Origin of the sequence: Terriglobus roseus (assembly GCF_900105625.1) — a bacterium.
GTDB classification, from domain to species: Bacteria; Acidobacteriota; Terriglobia; order Terriglobales; family Acidobacteriaceae; genus Terriglobus; species Terriglobus roseus_B.
In genome coordinates this window covers 1,557,650-1,580,934 of the sequence record NZ_FNSD01000001.1, presented here as the reverse complement: position 1 = coordinate 1,580,934, position 23,285 = coordinate 1,557,650, and the positions used below count along the sequence as shown (strand labels likewise).

Genomic DNA, 23,285 nt, shown 5'->3' with positions numbered 1-23,285 from the left:
TCCTAGGTCTTCAGAACTTCAGCTGCCGCGATACGTGGTGTAACTGTTGGGTGTGAGGAGCAGCGGGATGTGGTAGTGAACCTGATCGGGCATGACAAAAAAGGTGATTTCAATATACGGGTAGAGGCCTTTTACATTCTCGCGCTCAAAATAGATACCGGTTGCAAAGCGTGCGCAGTAAATCCCCGGCAGCATGGCTTCACCTTCGGGCAGCAGATGTTTTACCCGACCATCATTGTCAGTATGCGCGGCGTTCATGGTGACCCATTCGCCTTCGAGCATGAAGTCCAACTCAACCGGGACATGTACTGCGGGGCGTCCGGTGGACGTATTCAGGATGTGCGTTGAGATACTCACGCGGTCTGCTCCTCTTCCTTCTGCGTCAGCCATTTCCGAAGACGAATGTGTGTGATTTGCCGCTGCTGCTCCGCGGATTCATGCAGTTCGTCTTCGGCGTTGTTATGCATGCGACGCTCCAGGATCGTGAGCATCTCCTGCGCGCTCTTGCCTGTCGCGCACACGATATAAATACGGCCAAACTTTGCCTCGTAGGCGCGATTGCCTTCGGCGAGTCGCGCCTTCGCGGCATCATCGCTTAGCATGGCAGAACTCTGTTCGCCCGCGCTCCACTGCAGCGACGTGTCCATAACTGCGGTTTGTGCATGCTGCTCGCCGATGCGTGGATGGGTCTCAAAGGCTTTCTGCCAGTCGACTGCGGGAAGCGACCACCACGCAGCATCGCTTGCAGCCAGCAACTCAGGCAGCGTGCTGAGCGGACGTCGCGATGCAAGTCCGCGTGCCCACGCCTGCGATCCGCAGCAGGGTAGCGCTGCATCGGCAGCAGAGTCGGCGCTCATTGCGTTCCATTCGTCCAGGTAACTCATCCGCACCCCACACGCTTATTGGCAGCAGCATACATCGCTGCATTGTTCGAGGTACTTATCGTTTGTATTCGGTCCCGACGTTGGGACCCGGAAAAGAGCCATTGGTATAAACAGTCTGGCCGCGCAGCACTGTCTTATGCACGCGACCGCGCAGACGTTCGCCCATGTACGGCGAAACCTTGTGGCGATAGTGCAGCGCATCTTCTGTAACGAAGGTTTCTCCCTCCGGATCGAAGACGATGAAGTTGGCATCGCGGCCCGGTTCAATGCCGCCTACGCGATGTCGCAGACCCGCGAGCGCGGCCGGCGCGCCGCTCATCCATCGAGCCAGATCGCGTAGCGTAAAGCCGCGCGCATGTGCCTCGGTCCACATGACGGGCAGCGCAGTCGACAGGCTCGCAATGCCGCCCCATGCCACATTGAAGCGTCCATCTTCCCGGCGCTTCATGGCGGGCGGACACGGTGAGTGGTCTGTTGCGACGAGATCAATCACGCCGGCGGCAAGGGCCTTCCAAAGCGCTTCGCGGTTTGCCTTGGAACGCACGGGGGGAGCGCACTTGAACTCGGTGGCGCCGTCGGGGATAGCTTCGGCATACAGGTGCAGGTAGTGGGGGCAGGTCTCAACGGTGACGGGAAGACCCTCGGCCTTGGCGGAGCGCAGCATCTCCACGGCCTGCGCGGTCGCAAGGTGCACGATGTGCAGCCGGAAGCGATAGCGGCGGCAGAGATCAAGCAGCATGGTGATCGCCGCAAGCTCTGCCTCGTCGGGACGCGATGCAAGATAGTTTGCGTACTGTCGCCACGCCGGATCGTCTGCGCGGGGCAAGGCAGTCGCAGCAGCGTCGATGGGCGCCTGCAGTTCCGCATGCACCAGCAGGGGCAGTCCCGTCTGCGTGATGACGGGTAGCGCGGCTTCCAGATTCGCCGCGTCAATGCTCGTGAATCCTTCGCAGCCGGGGTACACCAAGAAGCATTTGTAGCCAGGCACACCGGCATCGGCCAGTGGTTGCAGGTGAGCTGCGTTGCCATCGACCGCGCCGCCCCAGCTCATCCAATCGACGCGGCACTGACCCTGCGCAGCTTCACGCTTTGCCTCAAGCGCGGCGACGGTTGTCGTCTCCGGCAGGCAGTTCAATGGCATGTCGATCAGTGTCGTATAGCCACCGGCAGCAGCAGCGCGTGTTGCCGTCTCGAAGCCTTCCCAATCCGTGCGGCCGGGCTCATTGATATGGACATGGGAGTCCACGAGCCCCGGCATCAGCGTGAGCTCGCCCAGGTCGTGCACAGTCATGCCACTGGGCACGGCGCTGATGCCGCACACGTCCACGATGATGCCGTCTTCCACCAGCACGGCGCCGGGATGCTCTGCCATAGGGGTGACGACGCGCTGCGAGATCCATGCCTGTTGCATGCTCGCCATTATCGCGCAGCCCTGCGATACTTGCGGTGATGGCAAGTACAGTGCAGCCCGACCCGAAGTTCATGCGTATGGCGATCGACCTTGCGACAGAGAATGTCCGATCCGGCAAAGGTGGTCCGTTCGGTGCGGTTGTGGTTCGGAACGGGGAAGTCATCGCAGCCGCTGCGAACTCCGTAACCAGCACCAATGACCCTACGGCGCATGCCGAAGTGAACGCAATTCGCGCGGCGTGTCGCAACATTGAATCGTTTCAACTGGACGAGTGTGATGTGTATACCTCGTGTGAGCCGTGCCCCATGTGCCTGGCAGCGCTGTACTGGTCACGATGCCGGACGATCTTCTACGGCAACACAAAGTCGGACGCTGCAGCAGCGGGTTTCGACGATAGTTTTCTCTATGACGAAGTGAAGCGGCCCATCGAGGAGCGACGCATTCCATTCCAGCAGGTGCTGGGTGATGAGGCGATCGAGTCCTTCGACGTTTGGAAGCAGAGCAGCGAAAGGATCGACTACTAGGCATGGCAACGACAGCGAAGAAGGTAGCAACAACGAAGACCACGCGTGTGGCGATCCTTGGCTTTGGCAATGTTGGTTCCTCTGTCGCGCAGTTGCTGCGTGCGCAGCGCTTCGCGGGCATCGAGCTCACCCATATCTACAACCGCGACGTGGAGCGTAAGCGGACCGGGGCCACGGCCAAGGGACTCGGCGCAGGCATCGTCTGGACAGAGAACATTAAGGACGTCCTCTCCGCAAAGGTTGACGTCATCATCGAGACCATCGGCGGGATCGATCCGATCGAGGGTTGGCTGAAGACCGCGCTGAAGAGCGGCAAGCACGTTGTGACAGCGAACAAGCAGCTCATTGCGTACAAAGGAGCGGGACTCGCCAGGCTCGCTCGCGATAACAAGCGTGTGCTGGTCTACAACGCTGCCGTTGCCGGTGGCGTGCCTGTAATTCCGGCGACGCTCCATGGCCTTCAGGGGGACCGCATCACGCGTCTCAGCGGCATCCTTAATGGAACGTGCAACTTCATGCTGTCGCACATGGAACAGGGCGCAGAGTATGCGGATGTATTGAAGCAGGCGCAGGCAGCGGGCTATGCGGAGGCCGATCCCTCCGCGGATGTCGACGGATTTGACGCGCGTGCGAAACTTTGCATCCTGGTGCGCGCGGCGATGCAGTTCGGCATGAGCCCCGATGAGGTGCCGGCACAGACGATCCGTAACGTCGGGGCAATTGATTTCGCGTACGCGAAGGAGCTTGGTTGCACGGTGCGGCAGATAGCCCGCGCCGAGTACATCGGCACCACGCTGCATGCTCGTGTTGCTCCCATGCTGGTGCCGAAGACCTCGCCCATTGCGTGGTCCCACGGCACGCAAAACATGGTCGTCACCACTGGCGACTTCGGTGGCGACGTCGTCTTCAGCGGACATGGTGCAGGTGGGAATCCGACGGCCGTGGCAATCGTGAGCGATCTGCTCGCCGTGGTCCATGGCAGCAACTCGGTGTCGCTGCCGGTGCGCCGAAAGGTTGTGACGGGCGAGTTTCTTGCGCCGCACTACCTGCGTTTCATCGTGAGAGACAAACCCGGTATTGTGTCCGCCATCAGCGGTGCGCTGACGAAGGTTGGCGCGAACATCGACAGCATTCTGCAGCGCCCGGGCTATCCCAAGGACGCACTGCCCTTTGTCGTCACAACGGAGCCCTGCCTGACATCCACGGTCGAGAAGGCGGTTCGCCTGATCGCGAAGATGGACACGATGCTGGAGAAGCCGCTATGCCTGCAGATGCTGACCGAGAGCGACAGAGCAGAGGACTAAACGTCGCGACTTTCCGCGCCGGGTTCATCGAAACTTCAGCGGATCGCGGCATCCTGTATCTGCCGTCCTCTTCAGGCGGCGATCTCCCCGGTTGAGGATCCCCGTTGAGTTTTGTTTCCTGCGTTCGGTCTTTCATTCTTGCTGGAGTTATTGCCGGTTCGTTCCTCCCTCTGAAGGCCGTCGCGCAGCACACTGCCTATGGCTCGGTCACCCCCAGGCCGGACATGATTGTGGATACGGGTGGCGCCCCGAACGACGCCCATGCGTTAAAGCAGCACTACGTTGTGCTGGTATCGCTGGACGGATTCCGGTACAGCTACCCGAAAGACCACGGCGCCCCGTACCTGCAGGGCATGATGAAGCAGGGCGCGACCGCTCCGGACGGCATGATTCCGGCGTACCCGTCTCTGACCTTTCCCAACCACTGGACGTTGGTGACGGGGCTGTATCCCGAGCATCACGGCCTGGTACGGAACAGTTTCTATGACCCGGAACGGAAGCAGAGCTACCGTTATACGGACCCCGTCGCAAACAGCGACGGAAGCTGGTACGGGGGAGTGCCGCTATGGTCTCTGGCGGAGCAGCAGGGAATGCGTGCGGCAACCTTCATGTGGCCTGGTTCGGAGGCAGAGGTCGCCGGCCATCGGCCCACGATGTATGCGAAGTTCCAGGACTACCTGGACGGCCACGTCGGGCTCGATCAGATATCGAAGTGGCTGCGACTGCCCGCGGCGGAGCGTCCTCACCTGATGACGCTGTACCTCAGCGCTACAGATCACGCCGGCCACTGGTATGGCCCGGATTCCGAGCAGGAGCATGAGGCCGTGCACGTGGTCGATGGCTTGATGAGTGAGTTGCGCTCGCGGCTCGACCGATCGGGCCTGCCGGTCGACCTGGTGATCGTGTCGGATCACGGTATGGTGCAAAACGACAATGACTGGGTCAACCTGGACCAGTACGCAGACCTGTCTCACACCGTTACTTCCGAATGGCTGATGTACCCGGATTCCGAAGCGGAAAAAGAGAAGGTTTACGAGAGCTTCAAGGCACATCCCGATAAGCGCTTCGAGATATACCGGCAGAAGGATGTTCCCGAACGCCTGCACTACACCGGTAATCCGCGGATTGGCGATCCCGTCATCGTTGCAAACGTACCGATCATCGTGCATCCCTCCGCGACAGGCGTAGCGAGGGCCGACTTGGCTGACCACGGGTATGACGTCGCCAAGGTACCCCAGATGAAGTCATTCTTTCTTGCTATCGGTCCTGACATCCGGAAGGATGTGAAGCTGCCAAGCTTCGACAACGTCGACGTTTACAGCTTTATTGCGAAGCTCCTCGATCTGAATCCGGGCAGGACGGATGGCGAAGTCGGACCGTTGAAGGCCGCGCTAAAAAGATAGCCGGGCGGCAAGGCGATGCCACCCGACGCCCGCCTGCCCGCATCGCATTTCCATTGGGAGGTGGCACCATGCCGGATAAAGCCACGATGGAAGCGGCGCAGGAAGATCTGCGCGAAGGGAAATCGCCGTCGACGGCGGCTGGGGAGTTTGTTCGCGAAGAGATTGACCACATTCGCGAGGGCAAACATGGAGCTCGGAATGCCAAGCAGGCAATCGCCATTGGTCTCAGCAAGGCGCGGCGTGCCGGGATCCCGTTGGGACCACCCTCTGCCAAAAACACGTCCCCTGAGGTTCGTCGAAAGGCTGCGCAGGACTCTGCGAAGGGTGCCACCGACCCGCAGACCGGTGAGGATGGCACCACCAAGCGCGGTCGTGCCCGTCTGAAAGCGATGAAGCACGAACCCAAGTCGAGCGTGAGCCATGAGGCACTGTCCAAGCAGGCAAAGAGCTCTGCGCGGAAGCGCGGGTTGCACGTACATAACGCCGCGTAAAGGCTACAGGACGAAGAAAGGCCCGGCGCTCGCCGGGCCTTTCTTGTTGCTCCACTGTCTTACTTCGCGGGTGTCTTGTCCTCAAGCATGGTCCAGCCCTCTGCCTTGCGCTGTGCCATCTCGCGGCCGCCCGAAGGGACGGTGCCCACGCCACTGTGCAACTGGTCGATGCCCATGTGGTGCGCGTTCATCGACGCGTGGCACGCGACGAAGCTGACATCCTTGTTCAGCGAACCCATGACCTCGGCCTGCATGGGGTTGTCCTTGTCGACCAGCTTCAGGCCATCGCCCGTGGCGAGAATCTCGACCAGTGTGGTGCCCGGCTTTGCGCTGGACATGTAGTCGTTCGCTTTGGTGACAGCGCCCTGCCAATCAGCGGGCTTATCCGAGTAGACATGGATAAGGATGCGGTTGGCCGGGATGGTCGGCGCGGGGGCCGGCGCAGCCGTCTGTGCCATCAGGCTGGAGGAGATCAAGAGTGGGGAACAGAGGCTGAAGATCCAGTTGCTGCGGGTCATGAAGTGATGCTCCTTCGTACGGCTGCTGAAATCGTGAGGACTCTCGCAGAATACTCGACGAGCAGAGTCGCTCGCAGCTTCTTCGGCCTGCACGAACTGTCGTGTGCTCCTTCCACTGGATGGAGGGTTTCGCCATCCCATCCCGCGACATCCTCGTTCAACCTCCAATTTCGCCGGTCATCGATTAGGCTTTGGGTACCCCGCACGATCGCTTCACGCCGCTCCGAAGGCCGCGCTACCACGTGCAGGGATGGCAACGTTCAACGTAGTTCAAAGGAATTCCGCAATGTCCCGAGATAGATTCCGTGTCGCCCTCTGCACTCTCAGCTTTTCCTGCCTATTCGCCCAGGCGCTGGTAGCTCAGAAGGGCCAGCCCACACCTCAGACGCTGGGCGCTCCGGCGACCGATCTGCCGCAGGAACCCGCTCCCTTGCTGACTCAGCCGCTTTACCTGCGGTCAACGCTTGTCGACTACGGAAAGAGCCGGGAGTTGTTGCCCAATCCGTTCGGACCGTACAAGGCGAGACAGTACGTCCGGGCGCGCAATGATGGCGGCCTGAGCCTTGCGAACATGCAGCGGGATGGGAAGATCTACCTCAGCCTGTCGGACGCGATCACGCTGGCGCTTGAGAATAACTACGACATCGCGATCGCGCGGATCAATCTGGACATCGCAGACACAGATATCCTGCGTGCGCGCGCCGGTTCGTCGCTGCGCGGTGTCTCCACCGGCCTGGTGACGAACACTCTTGGTGGCACCACATCGACCATCACGGGCGGCGGAGGCCCGGGCGGTACCTCCAGCGCATCGGGCGGCGGCGGTACCGGCGCCAATGGTCTTGTATTAAGCACCAATGGCAGCGGTCCGACGCCGGAGGCGATGGACCCCATTTTGACCGGCAACATGCAATATGAGGCTGCGGTATCTCCCCAGTCAAACCTGCTTTTCAGTGGAGGTGCTTCGACCGTTGCAACCAATACCGGCACCTTCAACTTCGGCTATCAGCAAGGATTTTCTACGGGTACGTTGCTTGGTGTGACCTACAACAACTCGCGCGTAACGACGAACAACGCCTTCACCACCTTCAGTCCCAACATCACGGCGACTACGAGAATCACGGCGACGCAACATCTGTTGCAGGGGTTTGGCCGCGGCATCAATCGACGGCTCATCGTGCAGGCAGAGAACAATCGCCAGATCACCGACTCGTCTTTCCGCCAGCAGGTGCTCTATACCGTCAATCAGGTGGAGAACCTGTACTGGGCACTGGTCAGCGCCTACGAAGATACGCAGGACAAGGCCGCAGCTCTCGAGCAGTCTGCCCAGCTTGCCGCAGAGACGCGGCGGCAGGTGGACATCGGAACCATGGCAGGCATTGAAATCGTGAATGCCGATTCGAGCGCCGCTAGTGACAAGCAGGCACTCGTCGCATCGCAATCGAACCTGCAGTATCAGCAGCTGGTGATGAAGCAGGCGCTGGTCAGGAATCTGCGTGACCGCAGCCTTGCAAAGATTCCGATTGTGCCCACAGATCGCGTGAGCCTTGAGCCGGTTCAGGAAGAAGAGATGCCAACGGACGATCTCGTCGGACAGGTCATCAAGAACAATCCTCAGATCGAGCAGGCCGTGCTCAATATGAAGAACAACCAGATCACCATCAAGGCAGAGAAGAACGCCCTGCTGCCGGTGGTGGATCTGGTGGCCTTCTACGGAGGCTCTGCGCTTGCGGGTGCGCAGAGTGTCAATGCTTTGAACTTCGGCACGGGTGCGCCCTATGCTCCAGGCACTTTTCCGCCGGTGTCTTATGGGACTGCCTTTGGAAACCTGTTCAACAATAGCGCGCCGGACAAGGGCGTCGGCGTGAATGTGACGATTAACCTGCGGAACCGCACAGCGCAGGCCGACCAGTCACGATCGCAGATGGAGTATCAGCAGTCTGAGATGCGGCTGGATCAGCTCTACACGCAGCTTGAGACACAGGCGACCAACGCGCAGTATGCTCTGACGAACGACCGTGCACAGGTTGCCGCGGCACAGGCTGCAAAGGAGTATGCGCAGCAGAGCCTGCACTCCGAACAGAGAAAGTATGAGCTTGGAACATCGACGCCAGCGAACGTGCAGCAGCAGCGTCGCAACCTTGCAATCGCGGCCAACAGCCTGCTCTCGGCAACAGCCGCCTATGCGAGAGATCGCGCTGCGCTGCTGCAACTGTCAGGCAAGACGCTCGATCTGTATGGCTTCGATGTGCAGGCATCTGCTGCCGGTGTCATCCCACACCCGGTAACGGTGCCGGGCGTCACCGCCGCACCTGTCGCGGCGCCCGTCCCGCCGCGATAGGTCAGGCTATGGTGTGTCTGCCGCCTGGTGCCGGTGCCGGCGATCGCTCAGATTTTTCAGATCGGGCGAGAACTCCCGCAGGATCGCGAAGCCGGCCTGGCGCATGCAGGCGTACGCGAACTTTGTTGCCAGCACGCCGAAGTCCTGCGAGCCGGACGGGTAGTAAGTGGTTGAGACAGCCTGTGTTCCCACCTTGCCGGCGATGCCGGCGAAGTTTGGGATAGGGCGGCCGGAATAGGTGTGCGCCACGACGATGGAGGACATCGCATGCAGCGTGCGGTGCACCTTGGAACCGTGGCCCATGGCGTAGTAGCGCACGTCCTCGTGCAGCAGGGCGGGGAACAGGAACTGCGCCTGGTAGCTGCCGTCCGTCTTGTCTACAAAGCCACGCCACAGATATGCCCAGTAGACCGCGTCGCCACCGTTGACAGTGCTGAGCGACGGGTGCGAGTCCTGTGCGTAGGCAAGTGCAGAGGTTACAAAGACGAAGCCCAGCGCGGTGTAGTCGTAGTTCGACTTGTTCGCAATCTTGAAATCGGTACGCCAGCCTGCCTTGACCGGCTTGGCGCCGGCAGAGACTGACTGGAAGTTAGCAAGGACGCCGAAGATACGCTGCTGCTGCTGTTGACCCTTGGGGATCTGGGGCTCATCCTTGCGGTGATCCGACTGGCGCGCAGCGTCAGCAGCGGACTGGTCCGGGCTGGTCTGCTGGGAGCCGGAGAATCCCGCAGACGTGCCGAAGTACTCATCGCTCATGAACCCTGCAGTGTCCGCTCTGCGGGCTTCGATGTCGGGCAGAGGCCCAGTTTCGGCCTTCGCTGTGAGCAATGCGGAGGGGGCGTCTGGCAGATCGATCTGCTTTAGGCTCTGGCCCATGGCCGGGATGGTCGCTGCCAGGATCAGGCCAGCGGAGAGGGGCAGCACGCGAGGGTGCGCCCAGAACGAGGATTGCACTTGGATATTTCTCCAAACATTAAGGAAAGCTGAAAATTGGATGCGCGATGACACAGGAAAGACTGGAATTCGTTCACTCGACTGCCGATTCGAATCGTTGACACGTCATCCCACGCCGCAGAGAAAAGGCCCGGCGAGAGCCGGGCCTTTGGCTGAGGAGCGTGTTCGCTAGTACTTGGGCATGCTGGGATCGATCTTGTCGGCCCAGGCGAGGATGCCGCCGGTGACGTTCGAGACATTCTTGAAGCCGTGCGACTTCAGGATGAGCGCGGCCTTCTGCGAGCGTGCGCCGCTGCGGCAGTGAACGAGGATCTCGTCGTTCTCGCGTCCTTTGAGTTCGCCGATGCGCGACTCGAGGTCGCCCACCGGGATCATCGGCGCGCCGAGGGTGGCAATCTGCGCCTCGTGCGGGTCGCGTACATCGAGGATGAACGCCTTGCCTTCGTCGCGCTTAGCCTTAAGGGTTTCGACGCTGATCTGCGGAATGCCGTCCTTTTCCTGCAGATCGGCAGCGACCGCTGCGTGTGCTGAGACCTCAAGCGGGCCAACCTCGGCGGGCTTCTGGATGCCGCAGAACTGGTCATAATCGATCAGTTCCTTAATCTCGTGGGTGCCGCAGGCGGGGCAGGCCGGGTTCTTGCGCAGCTTGAGCGTGCGGAAACCCATGGCAAGCGAGTCAACCAGCAGCAGGCGGCCGATGAGGGGCTCGCCGATGCCGAGGATCAGCTTGATGACTTCGGTCGCCTGGATGACGCCGACGAGGCCGGGCAGGATGCCGAGTACGCCACCCTCCGCGCAGGAGGGGACGAGACCCGGCGGCGGCGGTTCGGGGTACAGGCAGCGGTAGCAGGGGCCTTCCTCGGTAGCGAAGACGCTGGCCTGACCTTCGAAACGGAAGATGGAGCCGTAGGCGTTCGGTTTGCCGGTGAGCACGCAGGCGTCGTTGACGAGGTAGCGTGTCTGAAAGTTGTCGGTGCCGTCCGCGATGACGTCGTAATCCTTGAAGATTTCGAGCGCGTTGGCGGAGGTCAGCATCGTGTTGTGCTTGACGATGTTGACGTTCTTGTTGAGGCCCTTCAGCATCTGCTCGGCGGAATCGACCTTGAGCATGCCGACCGTCTGCTGCGAGTGAATGACCTGGCGCTGCAGGTTGCTCTCATCGACGACGTCGAAGTCGACGAGGCCGATGGTGCCCACGCCCGCGGCGGTAAGGTACAGCGCGAGCGGCGCACCGAGGCCGCCGGTGCCGACGCAGAGGACCTTGGCGGCCTTCAGTTTGCGCTGGCCGTCCATGCCGACTTCCGGCAGGATCAGGTGGCGCGAGTAGCGCGCGATCTCTTCGTTGGTCAGCTTCGGGAGTTCCTTGGTCAGCGGCTCGGCGAGTGCAGCTTCCGCAATGCCGGGGAAATTACCGCCGGCGATGGACGGGATGATGGACAGCTCATCGGAGCCCTTCAGAGGAGTCAGATCCTTCTCGGGCAGGTCGCGGATATCGTCATCGTTGACGTACACATTCACGAACGAGCGGAGCTTGCCTTCAGCGCCGAAGAGGTGCTGCTGCAGCGCAGGATGCGCCTCAGTCAGCTTCGCGAGGGCTTCTTTAACATTGGCGGCGTCTACTTCAACGGTCGACTTCTGGCCGGTGAAGGCGCGCAGCGGGGTGGGAATCAGAATCGTCATAACGTCCTTGGCGTTCACACGCCCTTTTACTGCTTCGCGTGGCCCTCCCGACGGTCGGGAAGGCTCGTCTGCGTTGTTTAGATTATGTAGCGCTCAGTTCGGATGCTGATTCGTAATTTGCCTTCGAACCGACCCTAACTGCTCCGCCTGGTCCTTCCGTCGGTCGGGAGGAAGACTGTCGCTAGCCGACCAGGATCTCTTCGTTTTCGAAGGTCTTGTCGTCTTCACTGGTGCCGCGCAGAAGGAATGCATTCGTCACCTCGGCCTTGCCCTGCGCGACGGCCGTGATGACGTAGCTACAACCAAACCAGTGTGCTTCGGCAAAATCCGTGGCAGACCACTGCGCCGGATGGTCCGGGTGCGAGTGGTAAAAGCCGACGATGTCCAGGCCCTTTTTGCGTCCTTCGCGCTGGGCTTTGATGAGCTCCTGCGGCGCGATGTGGTATCGGTTGTGCGCGGAGTCGGTGCGTGTGTTACCCGCACGCATAAGCTCCACGACCTGGTTGCAGTCGCCCGTATGACCGAGCATGATGCCGCAGCACTCGTTGGGGTAAGTCTCCTCACCGTGGGCGCGCAGGGTCTCGTAGTCGGATTGGGTCAGCTTGAGCATCGTCTCTATTAAAACCTAGTCTTCCGTCCAGAAGCGTTCGCTCATGTACTTCTCTGCGCCATCGCAGAGGACAGTCACGATCACGGCCTCGCGGCCAGCGTCGTATTCCTCTTGCGCGATGCGGAGGGCGGTGTCGACATTCGCTCCGGCCGACACGCCGACGAGGATACCTAGCTCACGCGCGAGTCGCTTGCACATGGCGTAGGCAGGTTCCGTCTCGGCCCATATGTTCCGGTCGGCAAGATTCGGGTCGTAGATGGGCGGAACGATGGCTGTCGGCATGTGCTTCAGTCCTTCCAGCCCCGTGAAGGGTGAATCCGGCTGCATGCTGATGCATTGGATCGCAGGGTTCAGCTCGCGCAGCCGGCGAGTGTTTCCCATGAATGTGCCGCTGGTGCCCATGGCCGCTATGAAGTGCGTGATGGTGCCTTCGGTCTGCGCCCAGATCTCGTTGGCCGTGGTGCGATAGTGGGCCTTCCAGTTGTTGTCATTGCCGTACTGGTCGGCGTAGTAGTAGCGCTCCGGGTGCTCGCTGTAGAGCTCGCGCACCTTGCGGATGGCACCGTCCGAGCCATCGCCGGCGTCCGTGAAGATGACCTGCGCGCCGTAGGCCTGCAGAATTTTCTTACGCTCGGGGCTGGCGGAGGCAGGCACGCACAGCGTGACAGGGAACTGCAGCGCAGCACCGAGCATGGCGTAGGCTATGCCGGTATTGCCGCTGGTTGCATCCAGCAGGGAGCGTTCGGGCCGGGCGTCGCCCAGTTCGCCAGCGGCCATGGCGGCCTGCACGATTGACAGCGCCGGGCGGTCCTTTACGGATCCGCCAGGATTGGCGAACTCAGCCTTGCCGAGCAGCGTGATGCCCGGCAGATGGGACACAATGCGATCCAACCGGATCATGGGTGTGTTGCCGATGCGGTCCACAACCTCATTGCCAAGCTTCGTTTTTGTCGCCACCGCTGCCGTTGCCATGCCTCTCCTGCTGTGTCTCGCCCGCGGCTTTAGTGGCCGAGGGGTAGCTCTCACCTTCGAGAGTGTGCGAAAGTAAATCGTAACCCGGCCGGGCTTTCCGCCCGGTTGCGCATCTTTCTCCAGGGGCCAGGCCGACCGTATGTTTTTTAAGAAGAAGACCGAGAAGCGGAGCTTCAACGATGTTCTGACGGCCCTGGGCGCGCAGAAGTTTGATGTTGCAGCAGGCACGGCGGGTTCAGGCACCTATCGGGTGTCGAAGTACGGTTGTGCGGCAGAGATCAAGGCGAATCCGGCTTTGGGCGAAAAGATCTTTCCCGTGCCCGCACCGGCGGAGATTGCCGCCAAGGCAGGCTTCCTGCTGAACGGCCAGATCGCCAGCCTGGTCGATAAGGGCTACCAGAAGTTTTTAAAGGCCGGAAAGCTCGAGATCGTTGCTACCGCAGACCATCTGCGCGCCATTCATAAGTTCCAGGAAGAGTTGGATGAGGCCGCTGGCGCGACCATGCTCTACAACGAGAGCCTTGGCACGACGAGTGACGAGTACCTGTACGACCGTGTCGCGGGACGCGAAGTCCACGGCCACTAAGCGCCTGAAGTCTGTGAATTGGGTGCCCCATTCTTTCGCGGTTTCCTTGCGAAAGGGTGGGGCATTCGCGCCTCAGCGCGAACCTGCGAGTCATCCACCGACCTAAGCTTCGCGCTTCGTGCGCTAGCGCACCCTTCGCCTTGCTAAGCATGGGGCATCCAGCTTGCGGGCACCCCGGACGTCCTGATCAGCGCTTGGATTTGCCGCGTTGCCATTCGCGGTAGGCGTCGCTCTTGCCGATGTTGCGCTCGCGGGCTACCTGTTTCAGCGCGTCTTTTTCTTCCAATCCGGACTTGATGAGCAGGCGGACTGCTTCAGCGATGCTGACTTTTGCGGCGTCTTCGGCCGCAAGTGCGCCGGAGAGCAGCAGCACCATTTCGCCGCGGACGTTTTCGCGTGCGGCGAGTGTTGCGTGGACTTCCGAGACAGGACCTCGGAGAAACTCTTCGTGGAGCTTGGTGATCTCTCGCGCGACCGTGACGGCATGGTGAGCACCGAAGACTGCGATGACATCGGCGAGCGCGTCGACAATGCGATGCGGCGTCTCGTAGAAGATCTGCGTGGTGGGCGCTGCAACCGACCGCATCTCAGCGAGCAGGGTTTCCAGTGCGGTGCGGCGTTCGCCTGGCTTGGAGGGCAGGAAGCCGTGGAAGGCGAAGCGCTCGGCGGGCATGCCGCTGGCAGTAAGGGCGCTGAGTACGGCGTTCGCGCCGGGAACCGGGAAAACCGGGATGCCGGCTGCGGCGGCGAGGCGAACGATCTCTTCGCCGGGATCGGCAATTCCGGGCATACCGGCGTCGCTGACGACGGCGACACGCGCGCCGTTCTTCAAAGCAGCGACCAGCTCCTCGGCACGCTCGCGCTCGTTGTGAATGTGGTAACTGACAGTCGGTGTCTTGATCTCGAAGTAGTTCAGCAGCTTCGCTGTCTGCCGGGTGTCTTCGCAGGCGATGCGGTCCGCGCTGCGCAGGACGCGGAGCGCGCGCAGGCTGATGTCCTCGAGATTTCCGATGGGTGTCGCGACCAGATAGAGGCCAGGTGCGAGAGGTTGATCGTCAGCCATTGCGGTCCGCCCGAGCGGTGCTGACGTTGCGTGCACGGCGGGCGCGGCCCAGTAACGCCATGGATTGCGACAGGTTGCCGGGTGTCACGATGCCGACGATGCCACCATGGCGCATCACAGGCAGAAGCTGCGTACCGGGCGTGTGCTGAACGCGGCGCAGGGCGGGCAGCAGAAGCTCGTCGGATTCGACGGTGTCGACCGTGCGTGTCATGGCGCTTTGCACGTAGCCATTGCCACCCGTGCGCAACGCCTGGCTGAGTGTTTCCCGGCTGATGACACCGACCATGACCGATCCGCGGACCACGGGAAAGACATTCTGCAACGATTGCACGCTTCGGTGGAGTGCTTCTTCCAGTGTCTCGGAGGCGGCGAGTGTTGTGAACTCGGTCAGCATGACCTCTGCGACGGTGACGGTTTCGGCCGCGGAGGTCGCCATGGTCGAGACCGATTCCGACCGGCTTGAGAGCAGGATGCAGACTCCCATGAGAACGGGCCAGGCATTCAGCGTGGCAGCTCCGAGGAGAACCAGAACAGTGGCAACTCCCTGGCTGATGCCCGCCGCCGCTCGTGTTCCGACTGCCTGCCCTCGGAAGCGTCGAAGTTGGCCTCGGAGCATGAGGCCGGCGTCCAGAGGGAACGCGGGCAGCAGGTTGAGGCCACCCAGCAGCACCTGCGCCCAGATGGCCGAGCGCAGAAGGTGAAGCGGTCCAAACCAGGGCCGCTCGAACAAATTCACACGCGAAGTCGCGGTGTACATCAGCAGCGCCATGGTGATGCCGACGGCGAAGTTTGCCAGCGGTCCGGCCATCGCCAGAAACCGCTCTCCCAAGGGGGAAAGGGGACTGGCGGTCTCATCCGCGGGCGGCACAGCGCCGGTCGGCAGCAGGACGAGTCGTGTGACGGGGATGCCCATGGTGGCATTCACCAGGCCGCGTCCCACCTCGCGGACCACCACAGCGAGCAACAGCAGCAGCCAAAGTCCAACGCCGCGGAAGGGCGCGTTGCTGATGACGGAAGAAAGCATGATCACGGCCGGCAGCAGAAGCACGAACAGCGAGTGAAGCCTTAGCTCCACGCCGAAATATCTGCCAAGGGAAAGTGACCAGCCACGCATGCGTCTGATTGTAGTGGTTGGCAGAGCGGTTCTTTTCCCTCGATAGAATGGAGGGATGCGCGTCATTGCAGGCACCTATCGTTCCCGTCCTCTTGTAGCGCCGCGCGGCATGGACACACGGCCCACCAGCGACCGATTGCGCGAGACGCTTTTCAATGTCGTCGCGACCCGGGTTCCGGGAGCGCGATTCGCTGATTTGTACGCGGGCTCGGGGGCTGTCGGCATTGAGGCTATCTCTCGCGGTGCAGCGGAGGTCTTCTTTGCGGAAAAGAGTCCTGCAGCACTGGCAGCTATCCGCGCGAATCTGCGGACACTGAAGGTTCCGGGCGGTTATCAGATTGAGGGCAGCGGGACGGCCGGCCTGCTGAAGTGGTTGTCGGGCAAGCCGCTGGACATCGTCTATCTCGACCCGCCGTACGACGACGCGGAGGAGTATCGCCGAACGCTGACGACCCTGGGCGCGCCCGCAAACAACCTGCTCGCTGCGGATGCCGTAGTGATCGCAGAGCACACACGGAAGCATCCGCTGCTCGATGAGTATGGGGCGCTGCGAAGGACGCGGACGCGACTACAGGGCGATGCGGCTCTGTCGTTCTACTCCGTGCCGGAGGTTGAGCCGGAGCCCTTGCCGGACATCGTTTAATTGGACCTCCACGATTGGTCCTGGCAGGTACAGCGTCGGCTGTGCCGATCGACACTCCTGAGGTTGCGACGGCCTTCGTCTGCCTGGTGGGTTGAACGCGGCCTTCGGAAGGACACAGCTTCAGCGGTGCCGCGAAGTGCCTGAGTCGGATCGGCTTTTAGCCGCTGAGAAACGCTTTCCTGCCCCTGCAGGAGAAAAGCGGACCTCAGGGGCTAAAGCCCAGTTCAAATCGGAGTTCATGGCACAGCTGAAGCGTGCCCTTCTGAGCAGACGGATCGACTGTCCTTCCGGCCGTAGGATCAGCTGTCCTTGTGAACGCAGGAATTTGGCTGTCCTTCCGAGCGCAGGGATGGCTGTCCCTTCCTAGCGCAGGGATTTGCTGTCCCTTCCGAGCGTATGGATCGGCTCTGCTCTGCCAAGTTTAAGAATCGGAAGGGCGCGATCGAGAGGAAAAAGCCCTTCGCAAGACCCTCTGCAAGCGGCAGGTCATCCGGCTCCGGACTTGCCCCGGATCTACGGTTGGCAGCCGCCGCCTACTAGTTCGCGAGTGCGGAGGTTCAGGGTGAAAGGCAGTTCCTTGTCCGATGGCATGTGCCAGCCGGTGCCGTGGAGTACCTCCCCCTCGATGCCGGTCACGCCGATCCCCTCCCAGCTTAGCTTTGGGCTCTGCCAGGCTTCGCCTCCGGTGAGGATGTAGGCCGCGTGGAAGCCAATGAGAACCAGCGCATCCGCCTGCGGAGCGGGGTGGACCGAGACCACAGGGCGCATAGGCAGCAGTTCCGTCCGGTCGGGCTCGGTTGTGTCGATAAGGTACCCGTAGCCGCCCGCGACGGCGAGCAGCAACGACGCGTTGGGCGTACTCCACGCGCCGCTTGCGACGCCTTTGCCCGCAAATCCCAGGGCACATTGTGCGAGAAAGGTGCCGCCGGCCGCGGGCCTGATCTCGATCCACATGGCGCCACGCGCCAGCGCGTCCTCTTCCCCGGGAACCGCCTGCGGAAAGACGAACTGTCGTGAGGGCGCGATCATGGGCGCTGCCGGCAGAATGCGCGCCCTCCAGCTTTCTGAAAAGCCTTCGGTGTGGGTTACTTCAGGGCTCATATGCGGTGCTCCCAACCGCCTGCGGGCAGCGGTTTGTTCTTTCCCTCATGGATCAGAAGGATTTTGCTGTCGCGTGTCATCTGGCCGATGCGTGTGATGGCGACGCCGCCGATCAGCTTCGGCATGCGGGAAGCGGCGGGTGCGGTAAACAGGAGTTCGTAGTCTTCGCCGCCGTTCAGGGCTGCGCCCAATGGGGATGCAGACTTCAGAGCAAGCGGATGGATTGGCAGCAGGGCCGCGTCCACGATGGCTCCCACGCCGGATTCGTCGCAGAGGTGATGGAGATCCGTCGAGAGTCCGTCGCTGAGGTCGATGGCAGCGGTGGCAACGTGTCGCAATCGCTGTCCGGCGACGAGCCTCGGCGCGGGGAAGAGGTGGGGATGCGAGCCGTCGGCGATTGCACGGCGGAAGCGATTCGGTGTCGCACAGAGTGCTGCAAGTTCGGCGGATGAGCCACCCAGCGAGCCGGTGACATAAAGCGCGTCGCCTGCGTTGGCGCCGCTTCTCCGCATCTCGCTGCCACGCGGCGCGGACCCGAGAAGGACGATGTCGGCCAGCACCGCATCCCCCGGGGCGGTTGCGGTGTCTCCCCCCGCCAGCGGCGTGCCGGTGGCGTCGGCCAGTTTCATGAGGCCTGCAAAGAAGTCGTCGACCCATCTGCGTCCGGCGGCGTTTCTGGTCAGGCCCGCTGGCAGCGCAAGTGAGAGAAACGCAGCCATTGGCTTCGCGCCCATGGCTGCCAGGTCGCTAAGGCCGCGCGCCAGGCAGCGATGCCCGGCTGAGTTGGCCGAGTGCCAGTCGCGCCGGAAGTGCCGGCCTTCCAGCGAAAAATCTGTCGTTATGAGCAGGTCTTGACCCGCGGGCGGGCGCAATACGGCGCAGTCATCGCCGATGCCCAGTCGGACAGTGCCGCCGCGCCGCGCCGCGCGCTGGCGGATGTGCTGGATCAGGGCCAGTTCGCCTGTGTTTGCCACACTTTGAGCATAACGGCGTTGGCGTGGCCGCATCGGCGCCCAAAGCGGGAAACGTGCGTTTGGCTGGCTTTTGCAGGGTTTACGAGTGATAGGTGGCCCGGTACACTGGATGAGTCGCACGCTGGCAACTCGCATATCGGAATGGGCATCGACGAATCGCATTCGCCGCGCGCCTAACCGCTGGAAAGCAGAAATACCAGTTTTGAAGAACAAGAAAAGTTTTTATGTGGTCCTGGTGTCGCGTGATGAGGATGGCTCTCTCCGCCGTGTGCCGGTGCCACTAAAATTCGCGTGGGCGTTCGTGGGCGCCGCGGTCATCGGCCTCTTCACGGTCGCCGGCCTGGCCGGATCCTACTCGCGGATGCTGCTTAAAACGCAGCGTTTCAACCAGCTACGGAGCGAGCACAACACGCTTCTAGGCGACTACGCCAAGCTTGAGAAACGTGAGCATGAGAAGGAAGTCCAGGCGGCATCCCTGGGTGCATTGGCCAGCGAGGTTTCTGCGCTGTATGGCATCACGGCAAAGGGGATCGTCAGCGGAACGCAGGGTGGGGTCGCGCTCCTCGGCAAGAGCCTGCACCGCTCTTCCGGGCCGCAGCCGGTGACGGGTGTCATCGCCGAGACCACTTCGGACACAAATTTCTCAAACGCGAGCTACTACAAGTCTCTGCAGAATTTCTATGCTCTGCGCAACACTGCGATGGACGGAACGGCGACGCGCGCTCTCGCGAGCAACACGTTCGGCGGCGCGTCGCTGGGTGGGTTGGAACTCCCGGCGGGCCTGGGTGTGGGTGGAAATCTCCCGACGCTTTGGCCGGTGATGGGTTCGGTCTCTTCACCGTTTGGCGGCCGTGGAGACCCACTGAGTGCCGGTGAAGGGGAATTCCACAAGGGAGTCGATATCTCCGCGGCTTACGGAACGCCGATTCATGCGACCGCCGATGGTATGGTCGAGATGGCCGGCATCGGGAATGGTTACGGTAAGGAAGTGGTTATCGACCACGGCGGCGGAGTGAAAACTGCGTACGCTCACATGTCCGGCTTCCACGTCTCCCCCGGCGAGCAGGTAGTACGTGGACAGGTTATTGGCTACGTGGGTATGACGGGGCGCACGACGGGGGCGCATGTGCATTACGAGGTGCGTCTACGGAACGTCGCAGTCAATCCGCACAAATACCTGCGCTCGACTTCCACGGACGTTCAGCTCGCCAGCCGATAGATCCAGTAACAGGCAAAGCAAGAGGCCGCCCCTGGGGAGCGGCCTCTTGCTTTGGTCTGAATCTTTTAGCGGACACCAACCGGTCGGCCGCCGTTCCATTCGTCTGCAACGACCCCGATGTTGCCCAGTACGTCGATCGCCTTTTCGATGTTGCGGCGCAACTGCGCGCGAGCCTTCGGTGGGGCGTCATGCGCCTCTTCGATCGCGACGACACGGCCGTAAGGCCACGCGTCTTTCGGAATTGCATTGAGCGCCTCAGCCAGGTTGGCGGGATCGATGTTCAAGATCTGTTTCCGTGCGGCTTCCGGCCGCAGCATGGTGCCCTTGCCCAGGTCGGACGGGTTTGCATCGGGCATCAGCACATGAATCGAGATCATCCTCTCCTGCACGGTGAGTGACGGGTTCTGCCACTCATTCATGCTGGACACGGACATGTACAGATTCTTGGAAGGCGGCGGAATCTTGCTGAGATCCTGACGGGCTTCATTCATCTCTTCATCTATGTGTCGCGCGTCTGCCGCGGCATTCACAGGCTTCGAGTTGCAGCCGGTCAGGGCAAGCGGAAGGGCGAGGATGAGGGGAAGAGCAGAGATACGCACAATCACAAGGATATCAATCCAATCGCTGGGTTTTAAAGGAAATCCACGGAATTCTTACTCTATCTAAACGGTTGTAATGTTTCCGTTCACACCATTCGGGAAGAATGCTCCCTTGGCGGTGCCGGTGGTGCTGTTGCCGTAGAGAATTGCCAGGACCTGCGAGGCAGTGCGCTTGAATGCGAACCCCAGGTAGGCATTCGTCTGACCGGGCGTTCCGTTGGCGGCTGTCGCGAAGAAGCCTCCCTTGGCGGTCGTGGGGCCGGCTTCGGCGAGTGCCACAGTGCCGGGATCGGCTGGCTTCACGTCAAAGCCGTCCACCGGAACATAGCCGGCAAGCGTGCTGGGATAGGCCGCGTTCTGCTGAATTGCGAGCAGCCGGAGCGCACCCGCGTGGAAGCCTTCCACGGCCAGGATCTGCGCGGCGGCCGTGAGATTGTTGCCGCTCAGGCCGGCAGCCGCGCCGGCATAGGCCGTAACACCCACATCCTCGAACAGGCGTGCAACCTGCAGATAGTTCGAGGCATTAATGGTAGCCAGTGCCGCCAGGTTAAGCTGCGGCCGCGCTATGGCAAGCTCGCCCAACGCGGTCCGAAGCGCGGCGACGTGCGAATACTCGTCGAAATAAATCTCGGCAAACAGGTCGTTGATCTGCGCGTTGGGAAAGGTGATCTGCGCCGGTGCGCCCGTGGGTGCGGGGCCGCCGCCGGTCAGGCTGCTGTCCAGGTCTTTGCCCGTGACGATGTAGCTGTAGAAGGTCGCCTCCAGAAATTCCAGGTTCAGGGCGAAGTTCAGAACGTCGATCTCCGGTTGCGTCGCTGCGTCGACATAGGGAGTGGTCGCGTCGCTGCAGCCGATGACGCTGGCTGTTGCGGCCACCGCTCCAGCAACACCCGCAGCCGTCAGGAAGCGGCGGCGGTTGTAGCCGCCTACGGGCGTCTGGTCGGGCGTGGCGGTCGGTGTCGTCTGGTCAAGTGCGGCCATGGGTGCTTCTCTCCTTACGGACTGCGGACAGGGAACAGACACCGCGCAAAGGCAGCGTTCGTGCGTCTTACCGGGCAGGGCCGTTGGGGACTTAGAAGACGAAACTGCCCCGAATGTTGCTGGGAACGTCAAAGGTTCCAGGGGGATGTGTCCCGGGCGGCGAGCAGATGATCCCGGTGAGACGATCCGTTGAACGAATCTTTTGCCCCCCGCGCGGCTACCCGCGGGCGTATAGAGTCATTGGAGACTTCGGAGGATTAGCACGCATGGCCGAGAAGAACGACCACACCCTGGACAAACTCAGAGAGGGCATCCTGCAATTTCAGCGTGAGACTTATCCCGCGCGGCAGGCTGAATACGAGTACGCGGCGACACATCCGCAGAAACCCCACACGCTGCTGATCACCTGCGCAGATTCGCGCATCGATCCGGAAGCGTTGACTGCAAGCAGCCCCGGAGAGATCTTCGTGGCGCGGAACGTGGGCAACATGGTGCCCGCGTATGGCGAGATGATGGGCGGCGTCAGCGCCGTGATTGAGTACGCGATCGACGCACTACAGGTGAGTCATGCCGTCGTCTGCGGACATACGGACTGCGGTGCCATGAAGGGCATCCTGGCCGACGCCGGCAGTCTGGATGCCATGCCCACCGTCAAGAGCTGGCTGCGCAATGCAGATGCTGCAAAGCGCGTTGCGTCCACCGTGGATGATGGTCCGACCTCCCTGAAAACCATGACAGAGCAGAACGTCCTGCTGCAGATGCAGCACCTGCGCACTCATCCTTCGGTCGCTGGTGCGCTTGCTCGCGGAGCCCTCTCGATCTCCGGCTGGGTTTATGACATTGCGAGCGGCGACGTTCGTATTTTTGATGAGGCGGAAAACAAGTTTGTCTCTGTACGCGATACCGCGACAGCACCTGTGAATCAGGAGAAGCTAGCATGATCGTGCCACGCGGACCACAGATCCGCCACCTGATCAGCTACGTTGGCCTGCCACTCTTGACGCTCTTCCTTTACGACCTCGCGATCGTTTTTCTGTTCAAGGTCCTGCACTGGAACTGGGTGGCATTGCCACATATTCCACTCGCTCTCTTTGGATCGGCAATCGGCCTGATCGTGGCCTTCCGAAACAACAGCAGCTACGCCCGTTGGTGGGAGGCCCGGACGATCTGGGGTGGCATCGTGAACAACTCACGCGCCTGGACGCGCCAGGTGCTGACTGCGATTGCGCCGCAGAAGCCTGCAGATGCTGAGGCGGTGCGGACGATGCAGTGCCGCATGGTGCACCTGCAGATTGCCTGGGTCCACGCGCTGCGCCAGCAACTGCGTGGCCTGCCTCCGCTGGACGAGTTGCATGGTCTGCTCGAAGAGGAAGACCTGGTCACCCTGAAGCAGCAAAAGAGCATTCCGCTTACGATCAGCATTTGGCAGAGCAACCTGGTACGCGAGGCCCTGGAAAAGGACTGGATCGACAGTCTGCAGTGGTCCGCGCTCGACCGGTCGTTGGAAGATCTTGGGGATCTGCAGGGAGGCTCGGAACGCATCAAGAACACGCCGATGCCAAAGCAGTACGACTATTACCCGCAGCTCTTTGTGAAGATCTACTGCCTTCTGCTCCCACTGGGACTGGTGCAAAGCATGGGCTGGTTCACGCCGCTTGGATCGACTCTCGTCGGTTTCATCTTCCTTGCGCTGGACAAGATCGGCCGCGATCTTGAGGACCCGTTTGAGAACACTATCTACGACATTCCGTTGAGTTCGATGTCGCGAACCATTGAAATCAACCTGCGCCAGGCGCTGGGAGAACGTTCGCTGCCGGAGCCGTTGCAGCCGGTGCAGGGCGTTCTCTGGTAGGTCGAGTTGTTGCAAAGGGGGCGTGACTTCGGTCACGCCCCCTTTTCTTTTGCACAGTGGAACT

General features: G+C 61.5%; 24 protein-coding genes and 1 pseudogene. 10 read left to right on the top strand and 15 right to left on the bottom strand.

Annotation, left to right across the window (positions count from 1 at the left end; all coding sequences use genetic code 11):
* Nucleotides 1–18: 18 nt before the first annotated feature.
* The 3 genes from uraH to allB are packed head-to-tail and all read right to left on the bottom strand — an operon-like array spanning nt 19 to nt 2,295.
* Nucleotides 19–357, bottom strand: a complete 339-nt coding sequence (uraH, locus tag BLW03_RS06460; protein ID WP_083350367.1) for a hydroxyisourate hydrolase — start codon at nt 355–357, stop codon at nt 19–21.
* A complete protein-coding gene (uraD, locus tag BLW03_RS06455; RefSeq protein ID WP_074652866.1) occupies nt 354–884 on the bottom strand; it encodes a 2-oxo-4-hydroxy-4-carboxy-5-ureidoimidazoline decarboxylase in 531 nt (176 codons plus the stop codon). Before uraD ends, uraH begins: the two co-directional genes overlap by 4 nt.
* Nucleotides 885–939: 55 nt before the next feature.
* Nucleotides 940–2,295 (bottom strand): allantoinase AllB, encoded by a 1,356-nt coding sequence (allB, locus tag BLW03_RS06450; protein ID WP_074655816.1) that lies wholly within the window; start codon nt 2,293–2,295, stop codon nt 940–942.
* A 38-nt stretch (nt 2,296–2,333) separates the two neighbouring features.
* Between allB and BLW03_RS06445 the strand changes: the two genes are divergently transcribed.
* From BLW03_RS06445 to BLW03_RS20580, 4 genes are all read left to right on the top strand, one after another.
* Nucleotides 2,334–2,819 carry a nucleoside deaminase gene (locus BLW03_RS06445; protein ID WP_074652865.1) on the top strand — a complete coding sequence of 162 codons (486 nt, stop codon included), beginning with the start codon at nt 2,334–2,336 and terminating at the stop codon, nt 2,817–2,819.
* Nucleotides 2,820–2,821: 2 nt separating this feature from the next.
* On the top strand, nt 2,822–4,123 hold the full coding sequence (locus BLW03_RS06440) for a homoserine dehydrogenase (protein ID WP_074652864.1): 1,302 nt from the start codon (nt 2,822–2,824) through the stop codon (nt 4,121–4,123).
* Nucleotides 4,124–4,227: 104 nt separating this feature from the next.
* Nucleotides 4,228–5,526: an alkaline phosphatase family protein gene (locus BLW03_RS06435; protein WP_074652863.1), complete on the top strand. Its 1,299-nt coding sequence runs from the start codon at nt 4,228–4,230 to the stop codon at nt 5,524–5,526.
* A 68-nt stretch (nt 5,527–5,594) separates the two neighbouring features.
* A complete protein-coding gene (locus BLW03_RS20580) occupies nt 5,595–6,017 on the top strand; it encodes a transcription elongation factor (protein WP_074652862.1) in 423 nt (140 codons plus the stop codon).
* 59 nt (nt 6,018–6,076) lie between these two features.
* Here the strand turns inward: BLW03_RS20580 and BLW03_RS06425 are convergent, their stop codons facing one another.
* Nucleotides 6,077–6,535, bottom strand: a complete 459-nt coding sequence (locus tag BLW03_RS06425; protein ID WP_074655815.1) for a DsrE family protein — start codon at nt 6,533–6,535, stop codon at nt 6,077–6,079.
* Between the two features lie 286 nt (nt 6,536–6,821).
* Between BLW03_RS06425 and BLW03_RS06420 the strand changes: the two genes are divergently transcribed.
* Nucleotides 6,822–8,873, top strand: a complete 2,052-nt coding sequence (locus BLW03_RS06420) for a TolC family protein (RefSeq protein ID WP_074652861.1) — start codon at nt 6,822–6,824, stop codon at nt 8,871–8,873.
* A gap of 6 nt (nt 8,874–8,879) precedes the next feature.
* Here the strand turns inward: BLW03_RS06420 and BLW03_RS06415 are convergent, their stop codons facing one another.
* The 5 genes and pseudogenes from BLW03_RS06415 to BLW03_RS06400 all read right to left on the bottom strand — a co-directional run bounded on the left by BLW03_RS06415 (nt 8,880) and on the right by BLW03_RS06400 (nt 13,089).
* Nucleotides 8,880–9,827, bottom strand: a complete 948-nt coding sequence (locus BLW03_RS06415; RefSeq protein WP_074652860.1) for a hypothetical protein — start codon at nt 9,825–9,827, stop codon at nt 8,880–8,882.
* 168 nt (nt 9,828–9,995) lie between these two features.
* Complete coding sequence (gene moeB, locus BLW03_RS06410) at nt 9,996–11,198, bottom strand: molybdopterin-synthase adenylyltransferase MoeB (protein WP_432279823.1); 1,203 nt, start codon at nt 11,196–11,198, stop codon at nt 9,996–9,998.
* 51 nt (nt 11,199–11,249) lie between these two features.
* Nucleotides 11,250–11,507, bottom strand: a pseudogene (locus BLW03_RS21325) (MoaD/ThiS family protein); the annotation flags it as partial.
* Between the two features lie 181 nt (nt 11,508–11,688).
* Nucleotides 11,689–12,117 (bottom strand): M67 family metallopeptidase, encoded by a 429-nt coding sequence (locus tag BLW03_RS06405; protein ID WP_074652858.1) that lies wholly within the window; start codon nt 12,115–12,117, stop codon nt 11,689–11,691.
* 15 nt (nt 12,118–12,132) lie between these two features.
* Nucleotides 12,133–13,089 carry a PLP-dependent cysteine synthase family protein gene (locus tag BLW03_RS06400; RefSeq protein ID WP_074652857.1) on the bottom strand — a complete coding sequence of 319 codons (957 nt, stop codon included), beginning with the start codon at nt 13,087–13,089 and terminating at the stop codon, nt 12,133–12,135.
* A gap of 139 nt (nt 13,090–13,228) precedes the next feature.
* Between BLW03_RS06400 and BLW03_RS06395 the strand changes: the two genes are divergently transcribed.
* Nucleotides 13,229–13,675, top strand: coding sequence for a hypothetical protein (locus BLW03_RS06395; protein ID WP_074652856.1), 447 nt, complete (start codon nt 13,229–13,231; stop codon nt 13,673–13,675).
* A gap of 187 nt (nt 13,676–13,862) precedes the next feature.
* Here BLW03_RS06395 and rsmI read toward each other — a convergent pair whose 3' ends face one another.
* Together rsmI and BLW03_RS06385 are read right to left on the bottom strand one after the other, a co-directional pair.
* Nucleotides 13,863–14,738, bottom strand: coding sequence for a 16S rRNA (cytidine(1402)-2'-O)-methyltransferase (rsmI, locus tag BLW03_RS06390; protein ID WP_074652855.1), 876 nt, complete (start codon nt 14,736–14,738; stop codon nt 13,863–13,865).
* Entirely contained in the window at nt 14,731–15,852 is a 1,122-nt protein-coding gene (locus BLW03_RS06385) for a site-2 protease family protein (RefSeq protein ID WP_074652854.1), read from the bottom strand. The genes rsmI and BLW03_RS06385 overlap by 8 nt, the downstream gene beginning before the upstream one ends.
* Before the next feature lie 55 nt (nt 15,853–15,907).
* On the opposite strand from BLW03_RS06385, the gene rsmD reads away from it, so the two are divergent.
* Entirely contained in the window at nt 15,908–16,495 is a 588-nt protein-coding gene (rsmD, locus tag BLW03_RS06380; RefSeq protein ID WP_074652853.1) for a 16S rRNA (guanine(966)-N(2))-methyltransferase RsmD, read from the top strand.
* A gap of 513 nt (nt 16,496–17,008) precedes the next feature.
* Here rsmD and BLW03_RS06375 read toward each other — a convergent pair.
* A complete protein-coding gene (locus BLW03_RS06375) occupies nt 17,009–17,596 on the bottom strand; it encodes a hypothetical protein (protein WP_074652852.1) in 588 nt (195 codons plus the stop codon).
* The gene (gene thiL, locus BLW03_RS06370; protein WP_083350365.1) at nt 17,593–18,570 is read right to left on the bottom strand and encodes a thiamine-phosphate kinase; all 978 of its coding nucleotides are present in this window, start codon (nt 18,568–18,570) and stop codon (nt 17,593–17,595) included. Before thiL ends, BLW03_RS06375 begins: the two co-directional genes overlap by 4 nt.
* A gap of 202 nt (nt 18,571–18,772) precedes the next feature.
* Between thiL and BLW03_RS06365 the strand changes: the two genes are divergently transcribed.
* Nucleotides 18,773–19,789, top strand: coding sequence for a M23 family metallopeptidase (locus tag BLW03_RS06365; protein ID WP_074655814.1), 1,017 nt, complete (start codon nt 18,773–18,775; stop codon nt 19,787–19,789).
* 65 nt (nt 19,790–19,854) lie between these two features.
* Here the strand turns inward: BLW03_RS06365 and BLW03_RS06360 are convergent, their stop codons facing one another.
* Together BLW03_RS06360 and BLW03_RS06355 are read right to left on the bottom strand one after the other, a co-directional pair.
* Nucleotides 19,855–20,388 (bottom strand): hypothetical protein, encoded by a 534-nt coding sequence (locus BLW03_RS06360; protein ID WP_244501983.1) that lies wholly within the window; start codon nt 20,386–20,388, stop codon nt 19,855–19,857.
* A gap of 63 nt (nt 20,389–20,451) precedes the next feature.
* The gene (locus BLW03_RS06355) at nt 20,452–21,369 is read right to left on the bottom strand and encodes a ferritin-like domain-containing protein (protein WP_074652849.1); all 918 of its coding nucleotides are present in this window, start codon (nt 21,367–21,369) and stop codon (nt 20,452–20,454) included.
* A gap of 266 nt (nt 21,370–21,635) precedes the next feature.
* On the opposite strand from BLW03_RS06355, the gene BLW03_RS06350 reads away from it, so the two are divergent.
* Both BLW03_RS06350 and BLW03_RS06345 read left to right on the top strand, forming a co-directional pair.
* Nucleotides 21,636–22,310 (top strand): carbonic anhydrase, encoded by a 675-nt coding sequence (locus BLW03_RS06350; protein WP_074652848.1) that lies wholly within the window; start codon nt 21,636–21,638, stop codon nt 22,308–22,310.
* On the top strand, nt 22,307–23,221 hold the full coding sequence (locus BLW03_RS06345) for a bestrophin family protein (RefSeq protein WP_074652847.1): 915 nt from the start codon (nt 22,307–22,309) through the stop codon (nt 23,219–23,221). The genes BLW03_RS06350 and BLW03_RS06345 overlap by 4 nt, the downstream gene beginning before the upstream one ends.
* Nucleotides 23,222–23,285 lie beyond the last annotated feature (64 nt).